The sequence below is a fragment of the Streptomyces sp. NPDC126499 genome, assembly GCF_040302485.1.
Classification (GTDB): domain Bacteria; phylum Actinomycetota; class Actinomycetes; order Streptomycetales; family Streptomycetaceae; genus Streptomyces.
This window is the reverse complement of sequence record NZ_JBEOUO010000013.1, coordinates 197,867-219,322: the sequence shown is the minus strand read 5'-3', so window position 1 is coordinate 219,322 and position 21,456 is coordinate 197,867. Positions and strand designations below refer to the sequence as shown.

General features: G+C 70.9%; 20 protein-coding genes and 1 pseudogene. 9 read left to right on the top strand and 12 right to left on the bottom strand.

All coding sequences use genetic code 11. From position 1 onward, the window contains the following. Positions 1 to 107 precede the first annotated feature (107 nt). Positions 108 to 845 carry a transglycosylase SLT domain-containing protein gene (locus tag ABTZ91_RS21265; protein WP_352078738.1) on the top strand — a complete coding sequence of 246 codons (738 nt, stop codon included), beginning with the start codon at positions 108 to 110 and terminating at the stop codon, positions 843 to 845. 100 nt (positions 846 to 945) lie between these two features. Here ABTZ91_RS21265 and ABTZ91_RS21260 read toward each other — a convergent pair whose 3' ends face one another. Next, a complete protein-coding gene (locus ABTZ91_RS21260; RefSeq protein ID WP_352078737.1) occupies positions 946 to 3,549 on the bottom strand; it encodes an FHA domain-containing protein in 2,604 nt (867 codons plus the stop codon). Positions 3,550 to 3,769: 220 nt separating this feature from the next. Here ABTZ91_RS21260 and serB point away from each other — a divergent pair, with 220 nt between their 5' ends. Further along, positions 3,770 to 5,002: a phosphoserine phosphatase SerB gene (gene serB, locus ABTZ91_RS21255; protein ID WP_352078736.1), complete on the top strand. Its 1,233-nt coding sequence runs from the start codon at positions 3,770 to 3,772 to the stop codon at positions 5,000 to 5,002. A gap of 199 nt (positions 5,003 to 5,201) precedes the next feature. On the opposite strand, the gene ABTZ91_RS21250 is transcribed toward serB, so the two are convergent. From ABTZ91_RS21250 to ABTZ91_RS21235, 4 genes are all read right to left on the bottom strand, one after another. Beyond that, complete coding sequence (locus tag ABTZ91_RS21250; RefSeq protein WP_352078735.1) at positions 5,202 to 5,723, bottom strand: histidine phosphatase family protein; 522 nt, start codon at positions 5,721 to 5,723, stop codon at positions 5,202 to 5,204. Between the two features lie 35 nt (positions 5,724 to 5,758). Beyond that, the gene (locus ABTZ91_RS21245) at positions 5,759 to 5,983 is read right to left on the bottom strand and encodes a hypothetical protein (RefSeq protein ID WP_352078734.1); all 225 of its coding nucleotides are present in this window, start codon (positions 5,981 to 5,983) and stop codon (positions 5,759 to 5,761) included. A gap of 179 nt (positions 5,984 to 6,162) precedes the next feature. Further along, complete coding sequence (locus tag ABTZ91_RS21240) at positions 6,163 to 6,279, bottom strand: SGM_5486 family transporter-associated protein (protein WP_345489730.1); 117 nt, start codon at positions 6,277 to 6,279, stop codon at positions 6,163 to 6,165. Between the two features lie 17 nt (positions 6,280 to 6,296). Beyond that, on the bottom strand, positions 6,297 to 7,685 hold the full coding sequence (locus ABTZ91_RS21235) for an MFS transporter (protein WP_352078733.1): 1,389 nt from the start codon (positions 7,683 to 7,685) through the stop codon (positions 6,297 to 6,299). 86 nt (positions 7,686 to 7,771) lie between these two features. On the opposite strand from ABTZ91_RS21235, the gene ABTZ91_RS21230 reads away from it, so the two are divergent. Next, positions 7,772 to 8,506 (top strand): FadR/GntR family transcriptional regulator, encoded by a 735-nt coding sequence (locus ABTZ91_RS21230; RefSeq protein ID WP_352078732.1) that lies wholly within the window; start codon positions 7,772 to 7,774, stop codon positions 8,504 to 8,506. Between the two features lie 17 nt (positions 8,507 to 8,523). Here ABTZ91_RS21230 and ABTZ91_RS21225 read toward each other — a convergent pair whose 3' ends face one another. From ABTZ91_RS21225 to fabG, 3 genes are all read right to left on the bottom strand, one after another. Then, positions 8,524 to 8,919 (bottom strand): hypothetical protein, encoded by a 396-nt coding sequence (locus tag ABTZ91_RS21225; RefSeq protein WP_352078731.1) that lies wholly within the window; start codon positions 8,917 to 8,919, stop codon positions 8,524 to 8,526. A 181-nt stretch (positions 8,920 to 9,100) separates the two neighbouring features. Beyond that, positions 9,101 to 9,877 carry an enoyl-ACP reductase FabI gene (gene fabI, locus ABTZ91_RS21220; protein ID WP_352078730.1) on the bottom strand — a complete coding sequence of 259 codons (777 nt, stop codon included), beginning with the start codon at positions 9,875 to 9,877 and terminating at the stop codon, positions 9,101 to 9,103. Positions 9,878 to 9,881: 4 nt separating this feature from the next. Then, complete coding sequence (fabG, locus tag ABTZ91_RS21215) at positions 9,882 to 10,601, bottom strand: 3-oxoacyl-[acyl-carrier-protein] reductase (RefSeq protein ID WP_352078729.1); 720 nt, start codon at positions 10,599 to 10,601, stop codon at positions 9,882 to 9,884. 186 nt (positions 10,602 to 10,787) lie between these two features. On the opposite strand from fabG, the gene ABTZ91_RS21210 reads away from it, so the two are divergent. The 3 genes from ABTZ91_RS21210 to tyrS all read left to right on the top strand — a co-directional run bounded on the left by ABTZ91_RS21210 (position 10,788) and on the right by tyrS (position 15,074). Then, positions 10,788 to 12,356, top strand: a complete 1,569-nt coding sequence (locus ABTZ91_RS21210) for a TldD/PmbA family protein (RefSeq protein ID WP_352078728.1) — start codon at positions 10,788 to 10,790, stop codon at positions 12,354 to 12,356. Then, positions 12,353 to 13,744, top strand: a complete 1,392-nt coding sequence (locus ABTZ91_RS21205) for a metallopeptidase TldD-related protein (protein ID WP_352078727.1) — start codon at positions 12,353 to 12,355, stop codon at positions 13,742 to 13,744. The genes ABTZ91_RS21210 and ABTZ91_RS21205 overlap by 4 nt, the downstream gene beginning before the upstream one ends. A gap of 64 nt (positions 13,745 to 13,808) precedes the next feature. After that, positions 13,809 to 15,074 carry a tyrosine--tRNA ligase gene (gene tyrS, locus ABTZ91_RS21200; RefSeq protein WP_352078726.1) on the top strand — a complete coding sequence of 422 codons (1,266 nt, stop codon included), beginning with the start codon at positions 13,809 to 13,811 and terminating at the stop codon, positions 15,072 to 15,074. Positions 15,075 to 15,162: 88 nt separating this feature from the next. Here tyrS and ABTZ91_RS21195 read toward each other — a convergent pair whose 3' ends face one another. Then, complete coding sequence (locus ABTZ91_RS21195) at positions 15,163 to 15,438, bottom strand: GlsB/YeaQ/YmgE family stress response membrane protein (RefSeq protein ID WP_352078725.1); 276 nt, start codon at positions 15,436 to 15,438, stop codon at positions 15,163 to 15,165. 175 nt (positions 15,439 to 15,613) lie between these two features. Here ABTZ91_RS21195 and ABTZ91_RS21190 point away from each other — a divergent pair, with 175 nt between their 5' ends. Both ABTZ91_RS21190 and ABTZ91_RS21185 read left to right on the top strand, forming a co-directional pair. Beyond that, the gene (locus tag ABTZ91_RS21190; RefSeq protein ID WP_352078724.1) at positions 15,614 to 15,970 is read left to right on the top strand and encodes a DUF3099 domain-containing protein; all 357 of its coding nucleotides are present in this window, start codon (positions 15,614 to 15,616) and stop codon (positions 15,968 to 15,970) included. A 169-nt stretch (positions 15,971 to 16,139) separates the two neighbouring features. Beyond that, positions 16,140 to 16,385: pseudogene (locus tag ABTZ91_RS21185) on the top strand (hypothetical protein); the annotation flags it as partial. Between the two features lie 81 nt (positions 16,386 to 16,466). On the opposite strand, the gene moaA reads toward ABTZ91_RS21185, so the two are convergent. From moaA to ABTZ91_RS21170, 3 genes are all read right to left on the bottom strand, one after another. Next, a complete protein-coding gene (gene moaA, locus ABTZ91_RS21180; RefSeq protein WP_352078723.1) occupies positions 16,467 to 17,456 on the bottom strand; it encodes a GTP 3',8-cyclase MoaA in 990 nt (329 codons plus the stop codon). Between the two features lie 150 nt (positions 17,457 to 17,606). Next, positions 17,607 to 19,232: a cation acetate symporter gene (locus ABTZ91_RS21175; protein ID WP_352078722.1), complete on the bottom strand. Its 1,626-nt coding sequence runs from the start codon at positions 19,230 to 19,232 to the stop codon at positions 17,607 to 17,609. Beyond that, entirely contained in the window at positions 19,229 to 19,621 is a 393-nt protein-coding gene (locus tag ABTZ91_RS21170; RefSeq protein WP_352078721.1) for a DUF485 domain-containing protein, read from the bottom strand. The genes ABTZ91_RS21175 and ABTZ91_RS21170 overlap by 4 nt, the downstream gene beginning before the upstream one ends. Positions 19,622 to 19,892: 271 nt before the next feature. On the opposite strand from ABTZ91_RS21170, the gene ABTZ91_RS21165 reads away from it, so the two are divergent. Continuing rightward, on the top strand, positions 19,893 to 21,431 hold the full coding sequence (locus ABTZ91_RS21165) for a S8 family serine peptidase (protein ID WP_352078720.1): 1,539 nt from the start codon (positions 19,893 to 19,895) through the stop codon (positions 21,429 to 21,431). The last annotated feature ends 25 nt before the right edge of the window (positions 21,432 to 21,456 follow it).

The window sequence follows — 21,456 nt, the reverse complement described above, 5'->3', positions numbered from 1 at the left end:
TGCCACGGGTTTTTGCTGCCGCTAAGAATTGCGTCCGTCGCCGCCGAGCAAGGCGTAGCGCCGCCCGGCCTGAGCGACCCCCCAGCGATTCGAAGAGGTAGTCCTGCATGTCTGCGAACACCCCTGGCCACAGTCGTGGTCTGAAGAAGACCCACAAGGCCACGATCGCCGGCGTCGCCGCTCTGAGCGCCGCGGCGCTCGGCTTCTCTCTCATCCCTGGCAACGCTTCCGCCGAGGTCGAGCCCCAGGCCCTCGCGAACACCCAGCAGGTCGCGTGGTCCTACGACGCGAACAGCCCGCAGGCCAAGGCCATGGCCGCCAGCCTGGACGAGCAGACCTCGGCCTTCGCCCTGAAGGCGAAGCAGGAGGCCGCCGCCAAGGCCAAGGCCGCCGCCGAGGCCAAGAAGAAGGCCGAGGCCGCCGCCAAGGCCGCCGCCGCGAAGAAGAAGGCCGAGGCCGCGGCGAAGAAGCGCGCTGCCGAGAAGGCCGCCGCGAGCCGTGCCGCCGCCCGCAAGCCCGTCTTCGCGAACAACCTCGACGGCTGGATCCGCGAGGCGCTGCACATCATGAAGAAGCACAACATCCCGGGCACCTACGAGGGCATCCACCGCAACATCATGCGGGAGTCCAGCGGTAACCCCCGGGCCATCAACAACTGGGACATCAACGCCATCAACGGCGTCCCCTCGAAGGGCCTGCTCCAGGTCATCTACCCGACCTTCAAGGCCTACCACGTGCCGGGCACCAAGTTCGACCAGTACGACCCGGTCGCCAACATCGTCGCGGCCTGCAACTACGCGGCCGACCGCTACGGCTCCATGGACAACGTCAACAGCGCGTACTGAGCCGGCGGCCGGGACGCGCAGGACATGCCGAAGGGCGGCACCCCGTGCGGGGTGCCGCCCTTGGCGTGCGTACGGACCGGGCGTACGGGCCGGGTCCCCGCTACTTGCGCATGACCTCCGGCTCGTGGCGGCGCAGCAGCCGCGCCACGAGGACACAGCAGACCGCGGCCATCAGCAGCTGGATGCCGAGGTCGATGCTCCACTGGGCGACCGTGTGCTCCCACAGCGGGTCGGTGTTGCCGGGGTTCTTGTGGTCCCACGGCGGCATCAGGTGCGCCAGGTCGAGCGTGGTGCCCGCGCCGGCGATGCCCCAGCGGGACGGCATGAGCCAGGCGAACTGCTCCAGGCCGGGCGAGCCGTACACCTGGAAGAGGATGCCGGTGAAGACGACCTGGACGATCGCGAACATGACCAGCAGCGGCATGGTCTTCTCGGCGGTCTTCACCAGCGAGGAGATGACGAGGCCCACCATCATCGAGGTCAGGCCGAGCGCGATGACCTGGACGCACAGCTCGACGGCCGGCGGCATGAACAGGCCCTCTTCGGGCAGCTCGCGGGTGGAGAAGCCGATACCGCAGATGATCACGCCCTGGAAGGCGGTGATCAGGCCGAGGACGATGACCTTGGACATCAGGTACGCGGAGCGGGACAGGCCGGTGGCGCGCTCCCGCTCGTAGATGACCCGTTCCTTGATCAGTTCTCGTACGGAGTTGGCGGCGCCCGAGAAGCACATGCCGACCGCGAGGATCAGCATGATCGTGCCGGCGTCGCCGTTGTAGCGGGACGGCGGCGTGGGCCGGCCGAGGCCGAAGTCGGCCGGGATGACCACCGAGACCGCGCCGAGGACGGCCGGCAGGATCACCATCAGGGCCAGGAAACCCTTGTCGGAGGCGATCACCGATACGTAGCGGCGGATCAGGGTCCACAGCTGGGAGCCCCAGCCCTGCGGCTTGGGCGGCTTGCTCATCGCCTGCTGCGCCTGCTGCGGCATCTGGACCGGCTGGGCGGCGACGGCGTCGATCTCGGCCGCGTACATCTGGTAGTGCTGCGAGCCCTTCCAGCGGCCCGCCCAGTCGTAGTCGCGGTAGTTCTCGAAGGCGGAGAAGACGTCGGCCCAGGTGGAGTAGCCGAAGAAGTTCAGCGCCTCGTCCGGCGGGCCGAAGTACGCCACCGAGCCGCCGGGCGCCATCACGAGCAGCTTGTCGCACAGGCCCAGCTCGGCCACCGAGTGGGTGACCACGAGGACCGTGCGGCCGTCGTCGGCGAGGCCGCGCAGCAGCTGCATGACGTCGCGGTCCATGCCGGGGTCGAGACCGGAGGTGGGCTCGTCCAGGAAGATCAGCGACGGCTTGGTCAGCAGCTCCAGGGCGACGGAGACGCGCTTGCGCTGGCCACCGGAGAGGGAGGTGACCTTCTTCTCCTTGTGGATGTCGAGCTTGAGCTCGCGCAGGACCTCGCCGATCCGGGCCTCGCGCTCGGCCTCGGCGGTGTCGCCGGGGAAGCGGAGCTTGGCCGCGTAGCGCAGGGCCTTCTGGACGGTCAGCTCCTTGTGCAGGATGTCGTCCTGCGGGACCAGACCGATGCGCTGGCGCAGCTCGGCGAACTGCTTGTAGAGGCTGCGGTTGTCGTAGAGGACGTCGCCCTGGTCGGCGGGCCGGTAGCCGGTGAGCGCCTTGAGCAGGGTCGACTTGCCGGAGCCGGAGGGGCCGATGACGCCGATGAGCGACTTCTCGGGGACGCCGAAGGTGACGTCCTTGAGGATCTGCTTGCCGCCGTCGACGGTCACCGTGAGGTGGCGGGCCGAGAAGGAGACCTCGCCGGTGTCGACGAACTCCTCGAGCTGGTTGCCGACGATCCGGAAGGTCGAGTGGCCGACACCGACGATGTCGTTGGGGCCGAGGAGGACGGTGCCGCCCTTGGGGATCGGCTGACCGTTGACGTACGTGCCGTTGTGCGAGCCGAGGTCGCGGATCTCGAACCGGCCGTCGGGCGTCGCGTGAAACTCGGCGTGGTTGCGGGAGACCTGGAGGTCGGAGACGACCAGCTCGTTCTCGAGCGCACGGCCGATGCGCATGACGCGGCCGAGGTTCAGCTGGTGGAACGTGGTGGGGCTGCGGTCGCCGTGCATCGGCATCGCGCCCTGCGGGCCGGCCTGCTGGTGCGGGACCTTCGACGCGTAGACCTCCTGCGGGGCCTGCTGCGGCTGCTGGAACGGGGCCTGCGGCGGGGCCTGGTGCGGCTGCTGCTGCCAGCCCTGCTGCTGCGGGGCGTGCTGCTGCGGCGGGGCCTGGTGGCCGGCCCAGTCGGCCTGCGGGGCCTGGTGCGGCGCGGCCTGGTGGGCCGGCTGCTGCACGGGCTGCTGCGCCTGCTGGTGCGGGACCGCCTGCTGGGCCGGAGCCCCGGCGGCGGCGAGGTTCAGCCGCGGCCCGTCGGTGGCGTTGCCGAGGTGGACGGCCGAGCCGGGGCCGATCTCCACCTGGTGGACCCGCTGGCCCTGTACGAACGTGCCGTTGGTGGAGCCGTGGTCCTCGATGACCCAACTCCGGCCGCCCCAGCTGATGGTGGCGTGCCGCCACGAGACCCTGGCGTCGTCGATCACCAGGTCGCCCTGGGGGTCACGGCCCAGGGTGTACGACCTGGACGGATCGAGGGTCCAGGTCCTTCCATTCAATTCCAGTACGAGTTCTGGCACTCCATGCCCCACTACTTGTCCCCCGATGCACCCCCGTCGTCGGGAGCCCAGGGATGGTGAACATCCTGGGGAACTATTTCAGGCCCCGGCCCGTATCCGAAAGTCGGGCCGCGTGAAGAGCTTGCGTACGTGCACAGGGCGGGCCTTCCGGACAGCAAGGCGGCCACGCGGGTGTCCGTCAGGCGGGACGGGGGACCGGGTGGCACCCGGTGCCCGATACGGTGGAAGAACCATGAGCGCATCGCAGACATCGGACGTCCCCGCCTCGGACGTGCCCACTCTTCTCGTCAAGATCTTCGGGAAGGACCGTCCCGGGATCACCGCCGGACTCTTCGACACCCTCGCCGCCTACTCCGTCGACGTCGTGGACATCGAGCAGGTCGTGTCGCGCGGCCGCCTCGTGCTGTGCGCGCTCGTCACCGAGCCGACCGTCGCCAGCCAGGGTGAGCTGCGGGCGACCGTGCACAGCTGGGCGGAGTCCATGAAGCTGCAGGCCGAGATCATCTCGGGCACCGGCGACAACCGTCCGCGCGGCGAGGGACGCTCGCACGTCACCGTGCTCGGGCACCCGCTGACCGCCGAGCAGACGGCGGCCATAGCGGCCAGGATCGCCGGGAGCGGCGGCAACATCGACCGTATCTTCCGGCTCGCGAAGTATCCGGTGACGGCCGTCGAATTCGCCGTCTCGGGCTGTGCGACGGAGGCGCTGCGCACCGCGCTCGCCACCGAGGCGCACTCCATCGGCGTCGACGTGGCCGTGGTCTCCGCCGGGCTGCACCGCCGGGCCCAGCGGCTGGTGGTGATGGACGTCGACTCGACGCTGATCCAGGACGAGGTCATCGAGCTGTTCGCGGCGCACGCGGGCTGCGAGGACAAGGTCGCCGAGGTGACGGCGGCGGCGATGCGCGGCGAGCTGGACTTCGAGCAGTCCCTGCACGCGCGGGTGGAGCTGCTCGCCGGGCTGGACGCGTCCGTGGTCGACAAGGTCCGCGAGGAGGTGCGGCTGACGCCCGGGGCGCGCACCCTGATCCGTACGCTCAAGCGGCTCGGCTACCAGGTGGGTGTCGTCTCCGGCGGATTCACGCAGGTCACCGATGATCTGAAGGAGAAGCTGGGGCTGGACTTCGCCCAGGCGAACACCCTGGAGATCGTCGACGGCAAGCTCACCGGCCGGGTGACCGGGGAGATCGTGGACCGGGCGGGCAAGGCGCGGCTGATGCGCCGCTTCGCGGCGGAGGCCGGGGTGCCGCTGGCGCAGACGGTGGCGATCGGTGACGGTGCCAACGACCTGGACATGCTGAACGCGGCCGGGCTCGGGGTGGCGTTCAACGCCAAGCCGGTGGTGCGCGAGGCAGCGCACACGGCGGTGAACGTGCCGTTCCTGGACACGGTGCTCTACCTCCTCGGGATCACCCGCGAGGAGGTCGAGGCCGCGGACGGCGGCGCGGAGGACCTGCTGCACTGAGGCACGGGTACGACGTGAGGCACGGGTACGACGTGAGGCGCGCGGACGCCTGGAGACACCCGGAGCCTGAGGACACCCGGCCGCCTGGGGAAACCCGGACGCCTTGAGGGTGAGCGGACGCCTGGAGGCGCGGGAACGCCTTGAGGGCGCGTACGACAGGGGCCCGGCCGTCGACCGACGGCCGGGCCTTCGCGTTCACTCAGGCGTGCGGGGCCCAGAAGTCGACGAGGGTGGCGTCCATGCCGTGCTCGACGGACTTCCAGGAGCCGTCGAAGGTGACGACGGCGAAGGCGGCGGTGGGGAAACCGCTGCGGTTCATCCGGGCGAGCGCGTCGCCCTCGGAGGCGCCGGCGAGGGCGTCGGCCAGTGCGTGCATCCCGGGGTTGTGGCCGACGAGCAGGAGGTCGGCCACCGTGTCGGGGGTCTCGTTGACCAGGGCGATGAGCTCGCCGAGCGAGGCCTCGTACAGCCGCTCCTCGTACACCGTCTTGGGGCGCTCGGGCAGCTGGGCGGCGGCGAGCTTCCACGTCTCGCGGGTCCGCACGGCGGTGGAGACGAGGGCCAGGTCGAAGCCGATGCCGCTGTCGGCGAGCTTGCGGCCCGCCACCGGGGCGTCCTGGCGACCGCGATCGGCGAGCGGGCGCTCGTGGTCTGAGGTCTGGGGCCAGTCCGCCTTGGCGTGTCGGAGGAGCACGATCCTTCGGGGTGTGTCGACGCTCATGCACCACAGCTTCGCATGAATCGGCCCGGGTCGGCTCAGAGAGGAAGGGTTTGCTGGATCCGTGCCAGGATGCCCCCGATTCCGGGGTCGGCGCCCGCCGCGTGGGCGTCTCCCGGTCCCGTGATGAGGAGGAAGAGGGCGACGAACGCGAGGACCGGGAGGGCCAGTGCCCACCAGGGCAGTCGGGTGTCGACGCCGGCCGGGACGGCGCGGGCGGCGCGGACGTCGCTCCGGGCTCCGGTCTGGGTTCGCGTCGTCATGGCTCGCGCCGTCATGTCCGCCTCCGTGGGAGGGGATCCGGCTGGGCCGGGATCCGTGTGCTCGCTGCTTCACGTCCCAACGTACGGAGTGCTCGGGCCCCGGCCCATCAGGTGATCCACCCACTTCACCCTGACACCCGCCCCCTAGGGGACGGGGGGACGGCCCCGTCCCCGGCGGCTCACGGAGAGGCGAGGGAGGCGATGACGGCGATGACGACCGTGATGCCGATCATCGTGCCGAAGACGATGAGGAGCTTCTTCTGGCCGTTCGGGGGGTTCGGTTCGAGTACGGGCATGCGAACAGTCTCGCATCTCAGCATTCGTCCTCGACCGTCCGGTCCCGCCCCGCGAGGCTGCCGACGACCATCTGCGGGATCATCAGGCCGCCCATGAGGGCGATCGGCAGGCCCCAGCCGCCGCTGTGCTGGTAGAGGACGCCGACGAGCAGCGGCCCTGGGATGGAGATGAGGTAGCCGACGCTCTGGGCGAAGGCGGAGAGCCGCACGACGCCGGTGCCGGTGCGCGAGCGCATCCCGATCATGGTGAGGGCGAGCGGGAAGGCGCAGTTGGAGACGCCGAGGAGCAGGGCCCAGGCCCAGGCGCCGGCGGCGGGCGCGAAGTAGAGGCCGGTGTAGCCGCCGAGGCCGCACAGGCCGAGGGCGACGACGATGGGGCCCTGGTTGCGCATCCGGGACGCGAGCCCGGGGATGACGAAGGCGAGCGGCACGCCCATGACCATGGTGACGGCGAGGAGCACGCCCGCGGTGGAGGCGGGGACGCCGGCGTCGCGGAAGATCTGCGGCATCCAGCCCATGGTGATGTACGCGCCGGTGGCCTGGAGGCCGAAGAAGACGGCGAGGGCCCAGGCCGTGCGGCTGCGGGTGATGCGCGGCGCGGCGGTGGCGGGGGCGGGAGCGGTGGCACCCGCGCGCGTGTCGGGGACGGCGGCACCCGCCTGCGTGTCGGGGGCGGCGGCACCCGCGCGCGTGGCGCCGTCCTGCCGCCCGGCGCCCTGGCCAGGAACCACGGCCCGCCCGGCGCCTCCGTCCGCGGCGCGGTCGCGCAGCAGCGGCAGCCACGGCAGGACGGCGAGGGCGGCGAGGGCCGCCCAGATGCCGAGGCCGAGGCGCCAGCCGCCGCCGAGGGCCGCGGTCATCGGCACGGTGGCGGCGGCGGCCAGCGAGGTGCCGAGGGCGAGGGCCATCGAATAGAGGCCGGTCATGCTGCCGACGCGGTCCGGGAAGTACTTCTTGACCAGGACCGGCATGAGGACGTTGCTGAGCGCGATGCCCATGAGGGCCAGGGCGCTGGCGGCGAGGAAGCCCGCGGTGCCGCCCGCGAAGGGCCGAAGCAGCAGGCCCGCGAGGATCGCGGCCATGCCGGCGCAGACCACGGCCGCGGGGCCGAAGCGGCGGGCGAGGCGCGGGGCGGCGATGCCGAAGACGGCGAAGCAGAGCGGCGGTACGGAGGTGAGGACGCCGGCGACGGTGCCGCTCATGTGGAGGTCGGCGCTGACCTCTTCGAGCAGGGCGCCGAGGCTGGTGATGGCCGGGCGCAGGTTGAGGGCGGCGAGGACGAGTCCGACGACGACGAGCCGGGTAACCCAGCGGGCGGGCCGGGCGGGTGCGGAAGAATCGGCGGCGTCCCGGGCGGGGCGGGCCGTCCGGGTGGCGGGTGCGAGGGTCTGCTGCTCGTCAGGCATGCAGCCCATCATAGAATCATGGGATGATTGGTTGTCCAATTTCGAACCAATCTCTCGCCTCTTTCGAACGGAACGGCAGGTGCAGCATGGCGCTCGGCCATCCCCGGCGTACCGGGCTCTCCGATCAGGTGATCGCCGAGCTGCGGAACCAGATCACCTCCGGCGAGTGGCCGGTGGGGTCACGGATCCCGACGGAGCCGGAGCTCGTGGAGCAGCTGGGCGTGGCCCGCAACACCGTGCGGGAGGCGGTCCGCGCGCTCGCGCACAACGGGCTGCTCGACATCCGGCAGGGCTCGGGCACCTATGTGGTGGCGACGAGCGAGCTGGCCGGGGTGATGCACCGCAGGTTCGCCGGCTCCGATCCGCGGCACGTCGCGGAGCTGCGCTCCACGCTGGAGTCCTCGGCGGCCCGGCTCGCGGCGCAGCGGCGCACGGACCGGGACCTCAAGCAGCTGGACGCCATGCTCCTCAAGCGCGAGGAGGCGTGGGAGTCGGGCGACGCGGAGGAGTTTGTGACGGTGGACGCGGCCTTCCACCACGCCGTGGTGGTGGCCTCGCACAACGAGGTGCTCACCGAGCTGTACGCGGATCTGGGGCACGTGCTGCGCGAGTGGCTGCGCGAGGACGTGGGGCGGGAGCTGCGGCCGGAGAACCACATGGACCACGCGCGTCTGGTGGAGGCGATCCGGGCGGGCGACGCCGAGCGGGCGGCGGCGGAGGCGGCGAGCTATCCGTTCCTGTGCCTGAGGGACCCGGGACGGGCTCCGGAACGGGACCCGGGACGGGCTCCGGAACGGGACACCGGAGCTCGCACGGCCTGACCCGAGGACGGCAGGCCCTACCCGCGGCCCGCCGGCTCGTGGGTGATCCAGGCCGAGCGGACCTCCTTCCAGCAGCGGCCGGTCACCTGGGCGTAGTCGGCCGGGGGCACGGCGACGGGAGCGCTGTCGGTGTCGAGGTCCCACCAGCGGGCGCATTCGACGTGCAGCCGGACCCGGTCGGTGTCGGGATAGGGGTTGCGGCAGTACGCCGTGACGTGGGAGCCCTCCACGACGATGCCGCACGAGGCGCCGAAGTTCTCGCGTTCCCCGGCGGCGGGTGCCGTGACGGTCTCGGTGAAGGAGGAGTCGTCCACCGGGGCGGGGTCGGCGCGGACCTCCGCGGCGACGGCGATGCCGGCGAGGAGAGCGGCGGCCGTGGCGAAGGCGGCGGCCCCGCGGTGCAGCACGCGCATGCCCGTACCTCCTCCCCGAGCAGTAGCCGGAACGTCACGCCCTGAACATCGTGCTCTGACCCAGTCTGAGGTGATTCGGCCCAGTTTTCGACTCGGGCCCCGGGTTGCGAAAACGCGAAGGGGCCGGGTGCCGCCCCACAGGCGGGCACCCGGCCCCTTCACACGTACGGCCGCTCCGGCGTCAGGCGCCGATCGCGTGCAGACCGCCGTCGACGTGGACGATCTCGCCGGTCGTCTTCGGGAACCAGTCGGAGAGCAGCGCCACGATCGCGCGGCCCGCCGGCTCCGGGTCGGACAGGTCCCACTCGAGCGGGGAGCGGCTGTCCCAGACGCTCGCCAGCTCGGAGAAGCCCGGGATGGACTTGGCGGCCATCGAGCCGAGCGGGCCGGCCGAGACCAGGTTGCAGCGGATGTTCTGCTTGCCGAGGTCACGCGCCATGTAACGGTTCGTGGCCTCCAGGGCGGCCTTGGCCGGGCCCATCCAGTCGTACTGCGGCCAGGCGAACTTCGCGTCGAAGGTGAGGCCGACGACCGCGCCGCCCTCGCTCATCAGCGGCAGCAGCGCCATGGTCAGCGACTTCAGGGAGAAGGCCGAGACGTGCATGGCGGTGGCGACGGACTCGAACGGCGTGTTCAGGAAGTTGCCGCCGAGCGCGTCCTGCGGGGCGAAACCGATGGAGTGCACGATGCCGTCGAGGCGGTCGCCCAGGTGCTCGCGGACCTGGCCCTCCAGACGCGCGAGGTGCTCGTCGTTGGAGACGTCGAGCTCCAGGACCTTGACCTTCTCGGGCTGCGGCAGCTTCTTGGCGATGCGCTCGGTCAGCGTCGGCCGCGGCCAGGCGGTGAGGATGATCTCCGCGCCCTGCTCCTGGGCCAGCTTCGCGGCGTGGAAGGCGATGGAGGACTCCATCAGCACACCGGTGATCAGGATGCGCTTGCCCTCGAGAATTCCGCTCATGTGATCAGTGACCCATGCCCAATCCGCCGTCAACCGGGATGACGGCTCCAGTGATGTACGAGGCGTCGTCCGAGGCGAGGAACTTCACCGTGGCGGCGATCTCCTCGGGCTGCGCGTAGCGGCCCAGCGGCACCTGGGACACGATGCCGGCGCGCTGCTCGTCGGTGAGCACCGCGGTCATGTCGGTGGCGACGAAACCGGGCGCGACGACGTTGAAGGTGATGTTGCGCGAGCCGAGCTCACGGGCGAGGGATCGCGCGAAACCGACCAGTCCGGCCTTCGAGGCGGCGTAGTTCGCCTGGCCCGCCGAGCCGAGCAGACCGACGACCGAGGAGATCAGCACGACCCGGCCCTTCTTGGCGCGCAGCATGCCGCGGTTGGCACGCTTGACGACCCGGAAGGTGCCGGTGAGGTTGGTGTCGAGGACGGACGTGAAGTCCTCCTCGGACATGCGCATCAGGAGCTGGTCCTTCGTCACGCCGGCGTTGGCCACGAGGACCTCCACCGGACCGTGCTTCTCCTCGATCTCCTTGTACGCCTGCTCCACCTGCTCGGCGTCGGTGATGTCGCACTTGACGGCCAGGCAGCCGAGGTCGGTCAGGGCGGCCGGCGGCTCGCCGGACCGGTACGTGAACGCGACCTTGTCGCCCGCCTCGGCGAACGCGCGGGCGATGGCGAGGCCGATGCCCCGGTTTCCTCCGGTGACGAGAACCGAGCGGCTCAACGGATCACCCTTTCGATAGCGGTCTGGTATGCCGAAAACCTATCGGTCCCTTCCGCGATACGGAGAATCGGGCCCTGACAGTGGCGTCCTGGTGTCACTGTCGGGTCCCTACAGAAAGGTCTGGGCATCGCGGCGGAAAGCACGACATGATCGGGGGCGACCGGTCTCACACGACAGGAGACAGCTGTGCAATCTGGGACCCCCCATTCCCTCGACGAAGCCTTCACCCAGCTTCCGTTGCGGGCGCTCGCCGACGCGGCGCTCGCCCGCGCGCGGGCGCTCGGCGCCGAGCACGCCGACTTCCGCCTGGAGCGGGTGCGCAGCGCCTCGTGGCGGCTGCGCGACGCCAAGCCGTCCGGTTCCTCGGACATCACGGACCTCGGCTACGCGGTGCGGGTGGTGCACGGCGGGGCGTGGGGATTCGCGTCCGGGGTGGACCTGACCATGGACGGGGCCGCGCGGGTCGCCTCCCAGGCCGTGGCGATGGCGAAGCTGTCGGCGAAGGTGATCGCCGCGGCCGGCTCCGACGTGGGGGCACCTCCCACGCCCGGAGGGCTGTGGGGGAGGGTGGAGCTCGCCGAGGAGCCGGTGCACGCCGACAAGGTGTGGATCTCCTCGTACGAGATCGATCCGTTCACCATCTCCCCCGAGGAGAAGAGCGGGCTGCTCGCCGAGTGGAGCGCGCGGCTGCTGCGCGCCGACGGGGTGGCGCACGTGGACGCCTCGCTGCTCACCGTCTTCGAGAACAAGTTCTACGCGGACACGGCCGGCACCGTCACCACCCAGCAGCGGGTCCGGCTGCACCCGCAGCTGACGGCGGTCGCCGTGGACGCCTCGACCGGCGAGTTCGACTCGATGCGGACGATCGCGCCGCCGGTCGGGCGCGGCTGGGAGTACCTGACCGGCACCGGCTGGGACTGGGACAAGGAGCTGGAGGAGATCCCGGAGCTGCTCGCCGAGAAGATGCGGGCGCCGAGCGTCGAGGCCGGGCGCTACGACCTGGTCGTCGACCCCTCCAACCTGTGGCTGACGATCCACGAGTCGATCGGCCACGCCACCGAACTGGACCGGGCCCTCGGCTACGAGGCGGCGTACGCCGGCACGTCCTTCGCCACCTTCGACCAGCTGGGCAAGCTGGCCTACGGCTCCTCGATCATGAACGTGACGGGTGACCGGACCGCCGAGCACGGGCTCGCGACCATCGGGTACGACGACGAGGGCGTCGAGGCGCAGTCCTGGGACCTGGTGAGGAACGGCACGCTCGTCGGCTACCAGCTGGACCGGCGGATCGCGAAGCTGACCGGCCTCGGCCGCTCCAACGGCTGTGCCTTCGCCGACTCCCCCGGCCATGTGCCGGTGCAGCGGATGGCGAACGTGTCGCTCCAGCCGGATCCCGGTGGTCTGTCCACCGAGGACCTGATCGGCGGGGTCGAGCGGGGCATCTACGTGGTCGGTGACCGCTCCTGGTCCATCGACATGCAGCGCTACAACTTCCAGTTCACCGGCCAGCGCTTCTTCCGCATCGAGAACGGCCGCCTGGCCGGTCAGCTGCGGGACGTGGCGTACCAGGCGACGACGACGGACTTCTGGGGCTCCATGGAGCAGGTCGGCGGCCCCCAGACGTACGTCCTGGGCGGCGCGTTCAACTGCGGCAAGGCCCAGCCGGGCCAGGTCGCCGCGGTCTCCCACGGCTGCCCGTCCGCCCTGTTCCGGGGTGTCAACATTCTGAACACGACGCAGGAGGCCGGTCGATGAGCCGCGTCAGCAAGCCGTACGAGATCGTCGAGCGGGCCCTTGAGCTGTCCCGCGCGGACGGGTGTGTCGTGATCGCGGACGAGGAGTCGTCGGCGAACCTGCGCTGGGCGGGCAACGCGCTCACCACGAACGGCGTCACCCGTGGCCGTACGCTCACGGTGATCGCCACCGTGAACGGGGCCGAGGGCACCGCCTCCGGTGTCGTCTCCCGGTCCGCCGTGACCGCCGACGACCTGGAGCCGCTGGTGCGGGCCGCCGAGGAGGCCGCGCGGGCCGCCGGGCCCGCGGAGGACGCCCAGCCGCTGGTCGAGGGCGTGCCGGTGTCCCCCGGCTTCACCGACGCCCCGGCCGAGACCTCCTCCGCCGTCTTCGACGCCTTCGCGCCCGCGCTCGGCGAGGCCTTCGCCCGGGCCAGGGCCGGCGGCCGCGAGCTGTACGGGTTCGCCCACCACCAGCTGACCTCGACCTATCTGGGCACCTCCACCGGGCTGCGGCTGCGCCACGACCAGCCCAACGGCACCCTGGAGCTCAACGCCAAGTCGCCGGACCGCACCCGTTCCGCGTGGGCCGGGCGCTCGACGCGGGACTTCAAGGACGTGGATCCGACCGCGCTGGACGCGGAGCTCGCCACCCGGCTCGGCTGGGCGAAGCGGCGGATCGAGCTGCCGGCCGGGCGGTACGAGACGCTGCTGCCGCCGACCGCCGTGGCCGACCTGCTGATCTACCAGCTGTGGTCCTCGGTGGCGCGGGACGCGGTGGAGGGCCGCACGGTCTTCTCCAAGCCCGGCGGCGGCACCCGGATCGGCGAGACCCTCTCGCCGCTGCCGCTGACCCTGCGCAGCGACCCGAACGAGCCGGGCCTGGAGTCGGCGCCGTTCGTGATCGCCCACTCCTCCAGCGACGACTCCTCGGCCTTCGACAACGGTCTGCCGGTCCCTCCCGTGGACTGGGTACGCGACGGCAGGCTGGAGCACCTGATCACCACCCGGCACTCCGCCGCGCTTACTCGCTTGCCCGTGGCCCCCGGAGCGGGGAACCTGATCCTGGACGCCGGCGGCGAGCGGTCCCTGGAGGAGATGGTCGCCGCCACCGAGCGCGGCCTGCTGCTGACCTGCCTCTGGTACATCCGCGAGGTCGACCCGGCGACGCTGCTGCTCACCGGGCTCACCCGGGACGGCGTCTACCTCGTGGAGAACGGCGAGGTGGTCGGCGAGGTGAACAACTTCCGGTTCAACGAGTCGCCGGTCGACCTGCTGTCGCGGGCCACCGAGGCGGGCCGGACGGAGAAGACGCTGCCGCGCGAGTGGAGCGACTGGTTCACCCGGGCCGCGATGCCCGCCCTGCGGGTGCCGGACTTCAACATGAGCTCGGTCAGCAAGGGGGTCTGACCCCCATAGACTGAGTGTGGCAACACGATGCAGCATTCCCCCCAAAGCCGAGGAGACGGACGACGTGACGGACATCGTCGACGAGCTGAAGTGGCGCGGGCTCTTCGCCCAGTCCACCGACGAAGAGGCCCTGCGCAAGGCGCTCGCGGCCGGTCCCGTCACCTTCTATTGCGGTTTCGACCCGACCGCGGCCAGTCTCCACGTCGGCCACCTGGTCCAGGTCCTCACCGTCCGCCGGCTCCAGCAGGCCGGGCACCGGCCGCTGGCGCTGGTCGGCGGGGCCACCGGCCAGATCGGCGACCCGCGGCCGACCGCCGAGCGCACCCTGAACGACCCCGAGACGGTCGCGAACTGGGTGAACCGGCTGCGCTCGCAGATCGAGCCGTTCCTGTCCTTCGAGGGCGAGAACGCCGCGGTGATGGTGAACAACCTGGACTGGACCGCCGGCATGTCGGCGATCGAGTTCCTGCGGGACATCGGCAAGCACTTCCGGGTCAACAAGATGCTGACCAAGGACTCCGTCGCCCGGCGTCTGGAGTCCGAGCAGGGCATCAGCTACACCGAGTTCAGCTACCAGCTGCTCCAGGGCATGGACTTCCTGGAGCTGTACCGGCGCTACGGCTGCACGCTGCAGCAGGGCGGCTCCGACCAGTGGGGCAACCTGGTGGCGGGCCTGGACCTGATCCACAAGCTGGAGCCCGAGGCGGAGGTCCACGCGCTGGCGACGCCGCTGATGGTGAAGGCCGACGGCACCAAGTTCGGCAAGACCGAGAGCGGGGCCGTCTGGCTGGACCCGGAGATGACGACGCCGTACGCGTTCTACCAGTTCTGGCTGAACGTGGACGACCGCGACATCTCCACCTACATGCGGATCCTGTCCTTCAAGTCCCGCGAGGAGCTGGAGGAGCTGGAGAAGCTGACGGCCGAGCGGCCGCAGGCCCGTACGGCGCAGCGGGCGCTCGCCGAGGAGCTGACCACCCTGGTCCACGGCGCCGAGCAGTGCCAGGCCGTCATGAACGCCTCCAAGGCGCTGTTCGGCCAGGGCGAGCTGGGTGACCTGGACGAGGCCACGCTGGCCGCCGCCCTGTCCGAGCTGCCCCACGCGCGCGTGTCGGAGCTGGGCCAGGTGGTGGACCTGTTCGCCGAGGTCGGTCTCGCGCCGAGCAAGTCGGCGGCCCGCCGCACGGTGAAGGAGGGCGGCGCCTACGTCAACAACGTCAAGGTGACGGCCGAGGACGCCGAGGTGTCGGCGGACGAGCTGCTGCACGGGCGCTGGCTGGTGCTGCGCCGGGGCAAGAAGAACCTGGCGGCGATCGAGGTCGCCGGCTAGGACCCCGAGATCCAGGCGGAGGCCCGGTACGCGCGCGTGGGCGCCGTACCGGGCCTCCGGCGTGACCGCGGGGCGGGTGCCCCGGGGGTCAGGTCCGCTGCCTGTTGCCTCTGATCGAGGCCCACAGCATGTCCCCGACGCCGACGATGGCGACGGCGCCGATGAGCTGGAGCAGATGACGGGTCCAGTCGATGCCCTTGGTGTCGTTGACCCCGATCCAGGTCGCGACCGCGTTGCCGAGCACACTGCCCAGAATGCCGAACACGGTCGTCAGCCACAGCGGGATCTGCTGCTTGCCCGGGAGGATCGCCTTCGCGATCAGCCCCAGGACCAGGCCCACGATGATCGCCCACAACCAACTCATCTTCGCCTCCTTGTCGCACGTCGCACGTCTGCCCAGTCTCGGCCGGGTGGCCGTACGGCGCACCTCGGGCGACGCCGTACGAGCCCCGGCTGCGCCCGCGGGCGGCGGCGGGCGTACCGTGGAAGCAGGTCCGGACCGGGGAGGGTCCGGCACGGCGCGTGGGCGGTGGAATGTGATGCGGAAGCGTGGCGGAACCGAGGTCTTCCGGATCACCGGTGCCCGGCAGGGGCTCGCCGACGACGTCCGGGGACGGCAGCGGCGGTACGTGGTCTCGATGTCGGTGCGCACGCTCGCCGTGATCGCCGCGGCATCGTTGTGGAACGTGCAGCGGCCCGTGGCGATCGTGGCGCTGGTGCTCGGCGCGGTGCTCCCGTACATCGCGGTGGTGATCGCCAACGCCGGCCGGGAGAGCGCGCCGTCCCTTCCCTCCACGTACCTGCCCGCTCCGGTGCGGCCCGCGCTGGAGCGCGGTGCGGAGGCCGTGGCGGAACCGACGTACGGCGCGTACGGCCGGACCGATCACGTTCGGTGAGCCTGAAGCTCAAGAAATGCTCAGATCAATCATGAAGTTCCGGTGCACCGCACCCCATGCGCCGTGACATACTGCCTACGCGCTCCGCATCCCCCGTCGGAGCGACGGACCGATGCCGGGCAGCTCCCCCCGTGGCTGCTCGGCATCGCCCTTGCTGGACAATGATCAGGTGATCCAGGGTCCAGTGAGCGAAGCGAAGCCGATCTGTTCCGCCAAGGGTTGCCGGGCCGAGGCCGTGTGGGTGCTCGCCTGGAACAATCCCAAGCTGCACACGCCGGAGCGGCGCAAGACGTGGCTCGCGTGCGAGGAGCACCGCGAGCACCTTTCCCAGTTCCTGGGCGTACGGGGTTTCCTGAAGGACGTCGTCCTGCTGACCGACTGGGAGTCCGGGACCGAGGGCTCCCCGGGGCAGGGGCGGCCGGGCTCCGCGGACTCCCCCGGGTCTCCGGATTCCCCGGGCTCTCCGGATTCCCCGGGCTCTCCGGATTCCCCGGGATCAGCCGCCGATCGCTGACATCGGGCGGTCGGGCTGGAGGAAGCTCGGGTCGTCGAGGCCCGAGCCGGCCTTCTTGCCCCACATGGCCTTCTTCCAGAGGTCGGCGATCGCCGCGTCCGGGGCGTCCGAGCGGAGCGCGGCCCGCAGGTCGGTCTCCTCGGTGGCGAACAGGCAGGTCCGCACCTGGCCGTCGGCGGTGAGCCGGGTCCGGTCGCAGGCCCGGCAGAAGGGGCGGGTGACGGAGGCGATGACGCCGACCGTGTGGGGGCCGCCGTCGACGACCCAGCGCTCGGCGGGGGCCGAGCCGCGCTCGTCGGCGCCCTCGGGGGTCAGCGTGAAGCGGGTGCGCAGGGACTGGAGGATGTCCCCGGCGGTGATCATGCCGTCGCGCTTCCAGCCGTGCTGGGCGTCCAGCGGCATCTGCTCGATGAAGCGGAGCTCGTAGTCGTTCTCCATCGCCCAGGCGAGCAGGTCGGGGGCCTCGTCCTCGTTGAGCCCGGGCATCAGGACGGCGTTGACCTTGACCGGGGTGAGGCCGGCCGCGCGGGCGGCCGCCATGCCGTCGAGGACGTCCTGGTGGCGGTCGCGGCGGGTGAGGGCCTTGAAGACCTCGGGGCGCAGGGTGTCGAGGGAGACGTTGACCCGGTCGAGACCGGCCGCCTTCAGGGCCTCGGCGGTGCGCTTGAGTCCGATGCCGTTGGTCGTCAGGGACATCCGGGGGCGGGGCTCCAGGGCGGCGCAGCGCTCGACGATGCCGACGAGGCCGGGGCGGAGCAGCGGCTCGCCGCCGGTGAAGCGGACCTCGGTGACGCCGAGCTCGGTGACCGCGATCCGTATCAGCCGGACGATCTCGTCGTCGGTGAGCAGGTCGGGCTTGGCCAGCCACTGCAGGCCCTCTTCCGGCATGCAGTACGTGCAGCGCAGATTGCACCGATCGGTCAGCGAGACCCGCAGGTCGGTGGCCACACGGCCGTAGGTGTCGATGAGCACTGGGCCCCCTCCCCTTCTTCCGGTTCGCTTGTGTCCGAGCCTACGTGAGGCCTCGGACATCGGGCATGGGCCGATTGTCACAGGGACCGGGACGGCCGCGTCGTAGAACCATACGACGCGGCCGTCGGCCCGCAGCGGAACGTATACGACTCAGTGCGCTCCGACACCGGTGAGGGACTTGACCTCCAGTTCCGCGTACTTGCCCTTGTCCGGCTCCTCCTTGGAGAGGACGGAGCCGAGCCAGCCGAGGAGGAAGCCGAGCGGGATGGAGACCAGGCCCGGGTTCTCCAGCGGGAACCAGTAGAAGTCGACGCTCTTGAACATGGAGGTCGGCTTGCCGGAGACGACCGGCGAGAACAGCACCAGGACGACCGCGGAGACCAGGCCGCCGTAGATCGACCAGAGCGCTCCCTGGGTGGTGAACCGCTTCCAGAAGAGGCTGTAGAGGATGGTCGGCAGGTTGGCGGAGGCGGCGACCGCGAAGGCGAGGGCGACCAGGCCGGCGACGTTGAGGTCGCGGGCGAGGGCGCCGAGGGCGATGGAGACGACGCCGATGAGGACGGTGGCCCAGCGGGCGGCCCGTACCTCCTCCTTCTCGGTGGCCTTTCCGCGCCGGATGACGTTGGCGTAGATGTCGTGCGCGAAGGACGAGGACGAGGCCAGGGTGAGGCCGGCGACGACGGCGAGGATGGTCGCGAAGGCGACGGCGGAGATGACGGCGAGCAGGATGGCGCCGCCGGTGGAGTCGGCGCCGCCGCCGATCTCCAGGGCGGCGAGCGGGGCCGCGGTGTTGCCCGCCTTGTTGGAGGCGATGATGTCGCTGTTCTTGAGCAGGGCGGCGGCGCCGAAGCCGAGGACGATCGTCATCAGGTAGAAGGCGCCGATGATGCCGATGGCCCAGTTGACGGACTTCCGGGCGGCCTTGGCGGTCGGCACCGTGTAGAAGCGGATGAGGATGTGCGGCAGTCCGGCGGTGCCGAGGACGAGCGCGATGCCGAGCGACAGGAAGTCCAGCTTGGAGGTGCCGCTGACGCCGTACTTGAGGCCGGGCTCCAGGAACGCCTGGCCCTTGCCGCTGTTGGTGGCGGCCGCGCCCAGCAGCTGGGAGAGGTTGAAGTCGAACTTCAGCAGGATGAGGAAGGTGATCAGGAGCGTGCCCGCGATGAGCAGGACGGCCTTGACCATCTGCACCCAGGTGGTGCCCTTCATGCCGCCGATCGTCACGTACACGATCATCAGGACGCCGACGAGGGCCACGATGGCGACCTTCCCGCCATCGCTGGTGATGCCGAGCAGCAGCGAGACGAGGACGCCGGCGCCGGCCATCTGCGCGAGCAGGTAGAAGATCGACACGACGATGGTGGAGGTGCCGGCGGCGGTGCGGACGGGCCGCTGGCGCATGCGGTAGGCGAGGACGTCGCCCATGGTGAAGCGGCCGGAGTTGCGCAGCGGTTCGGCGACCAGGAGCAGGGCGACCAGCCAGGCGACGAGGAAGCCGATGGAGTAGAGGAAGCCGTCGTAGCCGAAGAGGGCGATGGCGCCGGCGATGCCGAGGAAGGACGCGGCGGACATGTAGTCGCCGGAGATGGCCAGGCCGTTCTGGAAGCCGGTGAACTGCCGTCCGCCGGCGTAGAAGTCGGCGGCGCTCTTGGTCTGGCGGCCGGCCCAGACGGTGATGGCGAGGGTGGCGACGACGAAGGCCGCGAAGAGGCTGATGATCAGCGGCCGGTGCTCGCTGGTGGCGTTGCCGGCGGCGAGGAGAAGGGTGTCGCTCATGCGTCGGCCTCCGTACGGGACTCCATGCGGGACTCCATGCGGTCCTTGATGGCCTCGGCCTTGGGGTCGAGGCGGTCGGCCGCGTGCCGCGAGTAGAGCCAGGCGATCAGGAAGGTGGTCGCGAACTGGCCGAGCCCGAGGACGAGGGCCACGTTGACGTTGCCGAAGAGCCTGGTGCCCATGAAGCCGCCCGCGTAGTTGGAGAGCAGCACGTACAGCAGGTACCAGGCGATGAAGGCGATCGTCAGGGGGAAGGCGAAGGAGCGGTAGGTGCGGCGCAGTTCGCCGAACTCGGCGCTCTCCTGCACCTGGACGAACTCCCCCGTCGAGGGCTGTGCGGGGGCGTTCTCGGTGCCGCTTCGGGGCGGCGGAGGTGCGTCGGTAGCCACGGATTCTCCTCGTGACGCGGGTGCGGTGGGCAGGGACAAGGGGGGCCTCGCTGAGGGTGGGAGGCGGGGTCCGGACGGAGCCCCTCCCCTGCTCAACGGCACGGAGCGGGCCGCGAAGTGGTTCACGCGGATGTTTTTTCTTCCCCGGATCCTCATGAATGCCGCTCACCCCATTGATGACCGGGGAAGATCGGCGATAGCTTCGCTCGTCATGCACCTGCCCACGCGCAATCGGCGCCTGGGCAGTACATACGGATGATGTGGAGAACCCATGGCTCATCTGGGATCGAGGCGCGGCCGAGTACTCGCTCTGCCGGCCGGTCTCGCGCTCACCGCCTCGCTCGGCTTCCTGCCGACGGGCGCCGCTTCCGCCGCGGAGCTGAGCGACCTCCCGACGGCCGCCGTCGCCACGAACGGCCCGAAGCTGTCGTACGTCGTCAACGTCGACCACGGCCGCTGGACGGCCGCGTCGGTGAAGAAGGCGATAGCCGCCGCGGGCGGCGAGGTGGTCGTGGCCTACGACCAGATCGGCGTGATCGTCGTCCACTCGCAGAACCCGCAGTTCGCGCAGACGATCCGCCAGGTGCGTGGCGTGGTGTCGGCCGGTGCGACCCGTACGGCGCCGCTGTCCGCCGCGACCGACACCTCGGTCGGCGAGGACGCGCAGGCGCTGACCGCGGCCGAGGCCAGGGCCGCCGAGGCCGCCGCCACGGGCGAGCAGGACGCGCTGGAGCCGCTGCAGTGGGACCTGCCGGCCATCAAGGCCGACAAGGCCCACCAGAAGACCCTGGGCAGCAAGCGCGTCACCGTCGGCGTCATCGACACCGGCGTGGACGACACCCACCCGGACCTGGCGCCGAACTTCGACGCCGCCGCCTCCGCCAACTGCGTGAGCGGCAAGCCGGACACGACCCCCGGCTCGTGGCGTCCGGGCCCCAAGGAGAGCGACCACGGCACCCACGTGGCGGGCACCATCGGCGCCGCCAAGAACGGCACCGGCATCACCGGTGTCGCGCCGGGCGTGAAGCTCGCCGGCATCAAGGTGTCCACGCCGGAGGGCTTCTTCTACACCGAGGCCGTGGTCTGCGGCTTCGTGTGGGCGGCCGAGAACGGCATCGACATCACGAACAACAGCTACTACACCGACCCGTGGATGTTCGCCTGCAAGAACGACGAGGACCAGAAGGCCCTCCTCGAGGCGGTCACCCGGGCGACCCGGTACGCGGAGAAGAAGGGCACGGTCAACGTGGCCGCGGCCGGCAACTCCAAGTTCGACCTGGCGGCGGACTCCATCCTGGACAAGAGCAGCCCGAACGACAGCACCGAGGTCGACCGGGTCATCGACCCGAAGATCTGCCTCGACTACCCGGCGATGCTGCCGGGCGTGGTGACGGTGTCCGCGACCGGCGCCAAGGACCTGAAGGCGTCGTACTCCAACTACGGTCTCGGCGTCATCGACGTGGCCGCCCCCGGCGGTGACCGGACCGAGTACCAGACCCCGGACGCGCCGGCGGTCAACGGCCGCATCCTGTCGACCACGGTCAACGGCGGCTTCTCCTACAAGGCCGGCACGTCGATGGCGGCGCCGCACGCGGCGGGCGTCCTCGCCCTGCTGAAGTCGACCCACCCGCACGCGAGCCCGGCCGCGCTGAAGGCCCTGCTCTACGCGCAGGCCGACGACCGCGCCTGCACCAACCCGTACGACATCAACGGCGACGGCACCGTCGACGCGGTGTGCGAGGGCGACGAGAACAAGAACGGCTTCTACGGGGCCGGTCTGGTGGACGCGCTGGACGCGGTCCGCAAGTAACGCCTCGGGGAGGGGCCCTGGTGCG

What these genes read in the sequence shown, in the direction of transcription:
- ABTZ91_RS21265 (WP_352078738.1), top strand. Translation starts at nt 108, where the DNA reads ATGTCTGCGAACACCCCTGGCCACAGTCGTGGTCTGAAGAAGACCCAC.
- serB (WP_352078736.1), top strand. Translation starts at nt 3,770, where the DNA reads ATGAGCGCATCGCAGACATCGGACGTCCCCGCCTCGGACGTGCCCACT.
- ABTZ91_RS21250 (WP_352078735.1), bottom strand. Translation starts at nt 5,723, where the DNA reads ATGAGCGTCGACACACCCCGAAGGATCGTGCTCCTCCGACACGCCAAG.
- ABTZ91_RS21245 (WP_352078734.1), bottom strand. Translation starts at nt 5,983, where the DNA reads ATGACGACGCGAACCCAGACCGGAGCCCGGAGCGACGTCCGCGCCGCC.
- ABTZ91_RS21240 (WP_345489730.1), bottom strand. Translation starts at nt 6,279, where the DNA reads ATGCCCGTACTCGAACCGAACCCCCCGAACGGCCAGAAGAAGCTCCTC.
- ABTZ91_RS21235 (WP_352078733.1), bottom strand. Translation starts at nt 7,685, where the DNA reads ATGCCTGACGAGCAGCAGACCCTCGCACCCGCCACCCGGACGGCCCGC.
- ABTZ91_RS21230 (WP_352078732.1), top strand. Translation starts at nt 7,772, where the DNA reads ATGGCGCTCGGCCATCCCCGGCGTACCGGGCTCTCCGATCAGGTGATC.
- ABTZ91_RS21225 (WP_352078731.1), bottom strand. Translation starts at nt 8,919, where the DNA reads ATGCGCGTGCTGCACCGCGGGGCCGCCGCCTTCGCCACGGCCGCCGCT.
- fabI (WP_352078730.1), bottom strand. Translation starts at nt 9,877, where the DNA reads ATGAGCGGAATTCTCGAGGGCAAGCGCATCCTGATCACCGGTGTGCTG.
- ABTZ91_RS21205 (WP_352078727.1), top strand. Translation starts at nt 12,353, where the DNA reads ATGAGCCGCGTCAGCAAGCCGTACGAGATCGTCGAGCGGGCCCTTGAG.
- ABTZ91_RS21195 (WP_352078725.1), bottom strand. Translation starts at nt 15,438, where the DNA reads ATGAGTTGGTTGTGGGCGATCATCGTGGGCCTGGTCCTGGGGCTGATC.
- ABTZ91_RS21190 (WP_352078724.1), top strand. Translation starts at nt 15,614, where the DNA reads ATGCGGAAGCGTGGCGGAACCGAGGTCTTCCGGATCACCGGTGCCCGG.
- ABTZ91_RS21175 (WP_352078722.1), bottom strand. Translation starts at nt 19,232, where the DNA reads ATGAGCGACACCCTTCTCCTCGCCGCCGGCAACGCCACCAGCGAGCAC.
- ABTZ91_RS21165 (WP_352078720.1), top strand. Translation starts at nt 19,893, where the DNA reads ATGGCTCATCTGGGATCGAGGCGCGGCCGAGTACTCGCTCTGCCGGCC.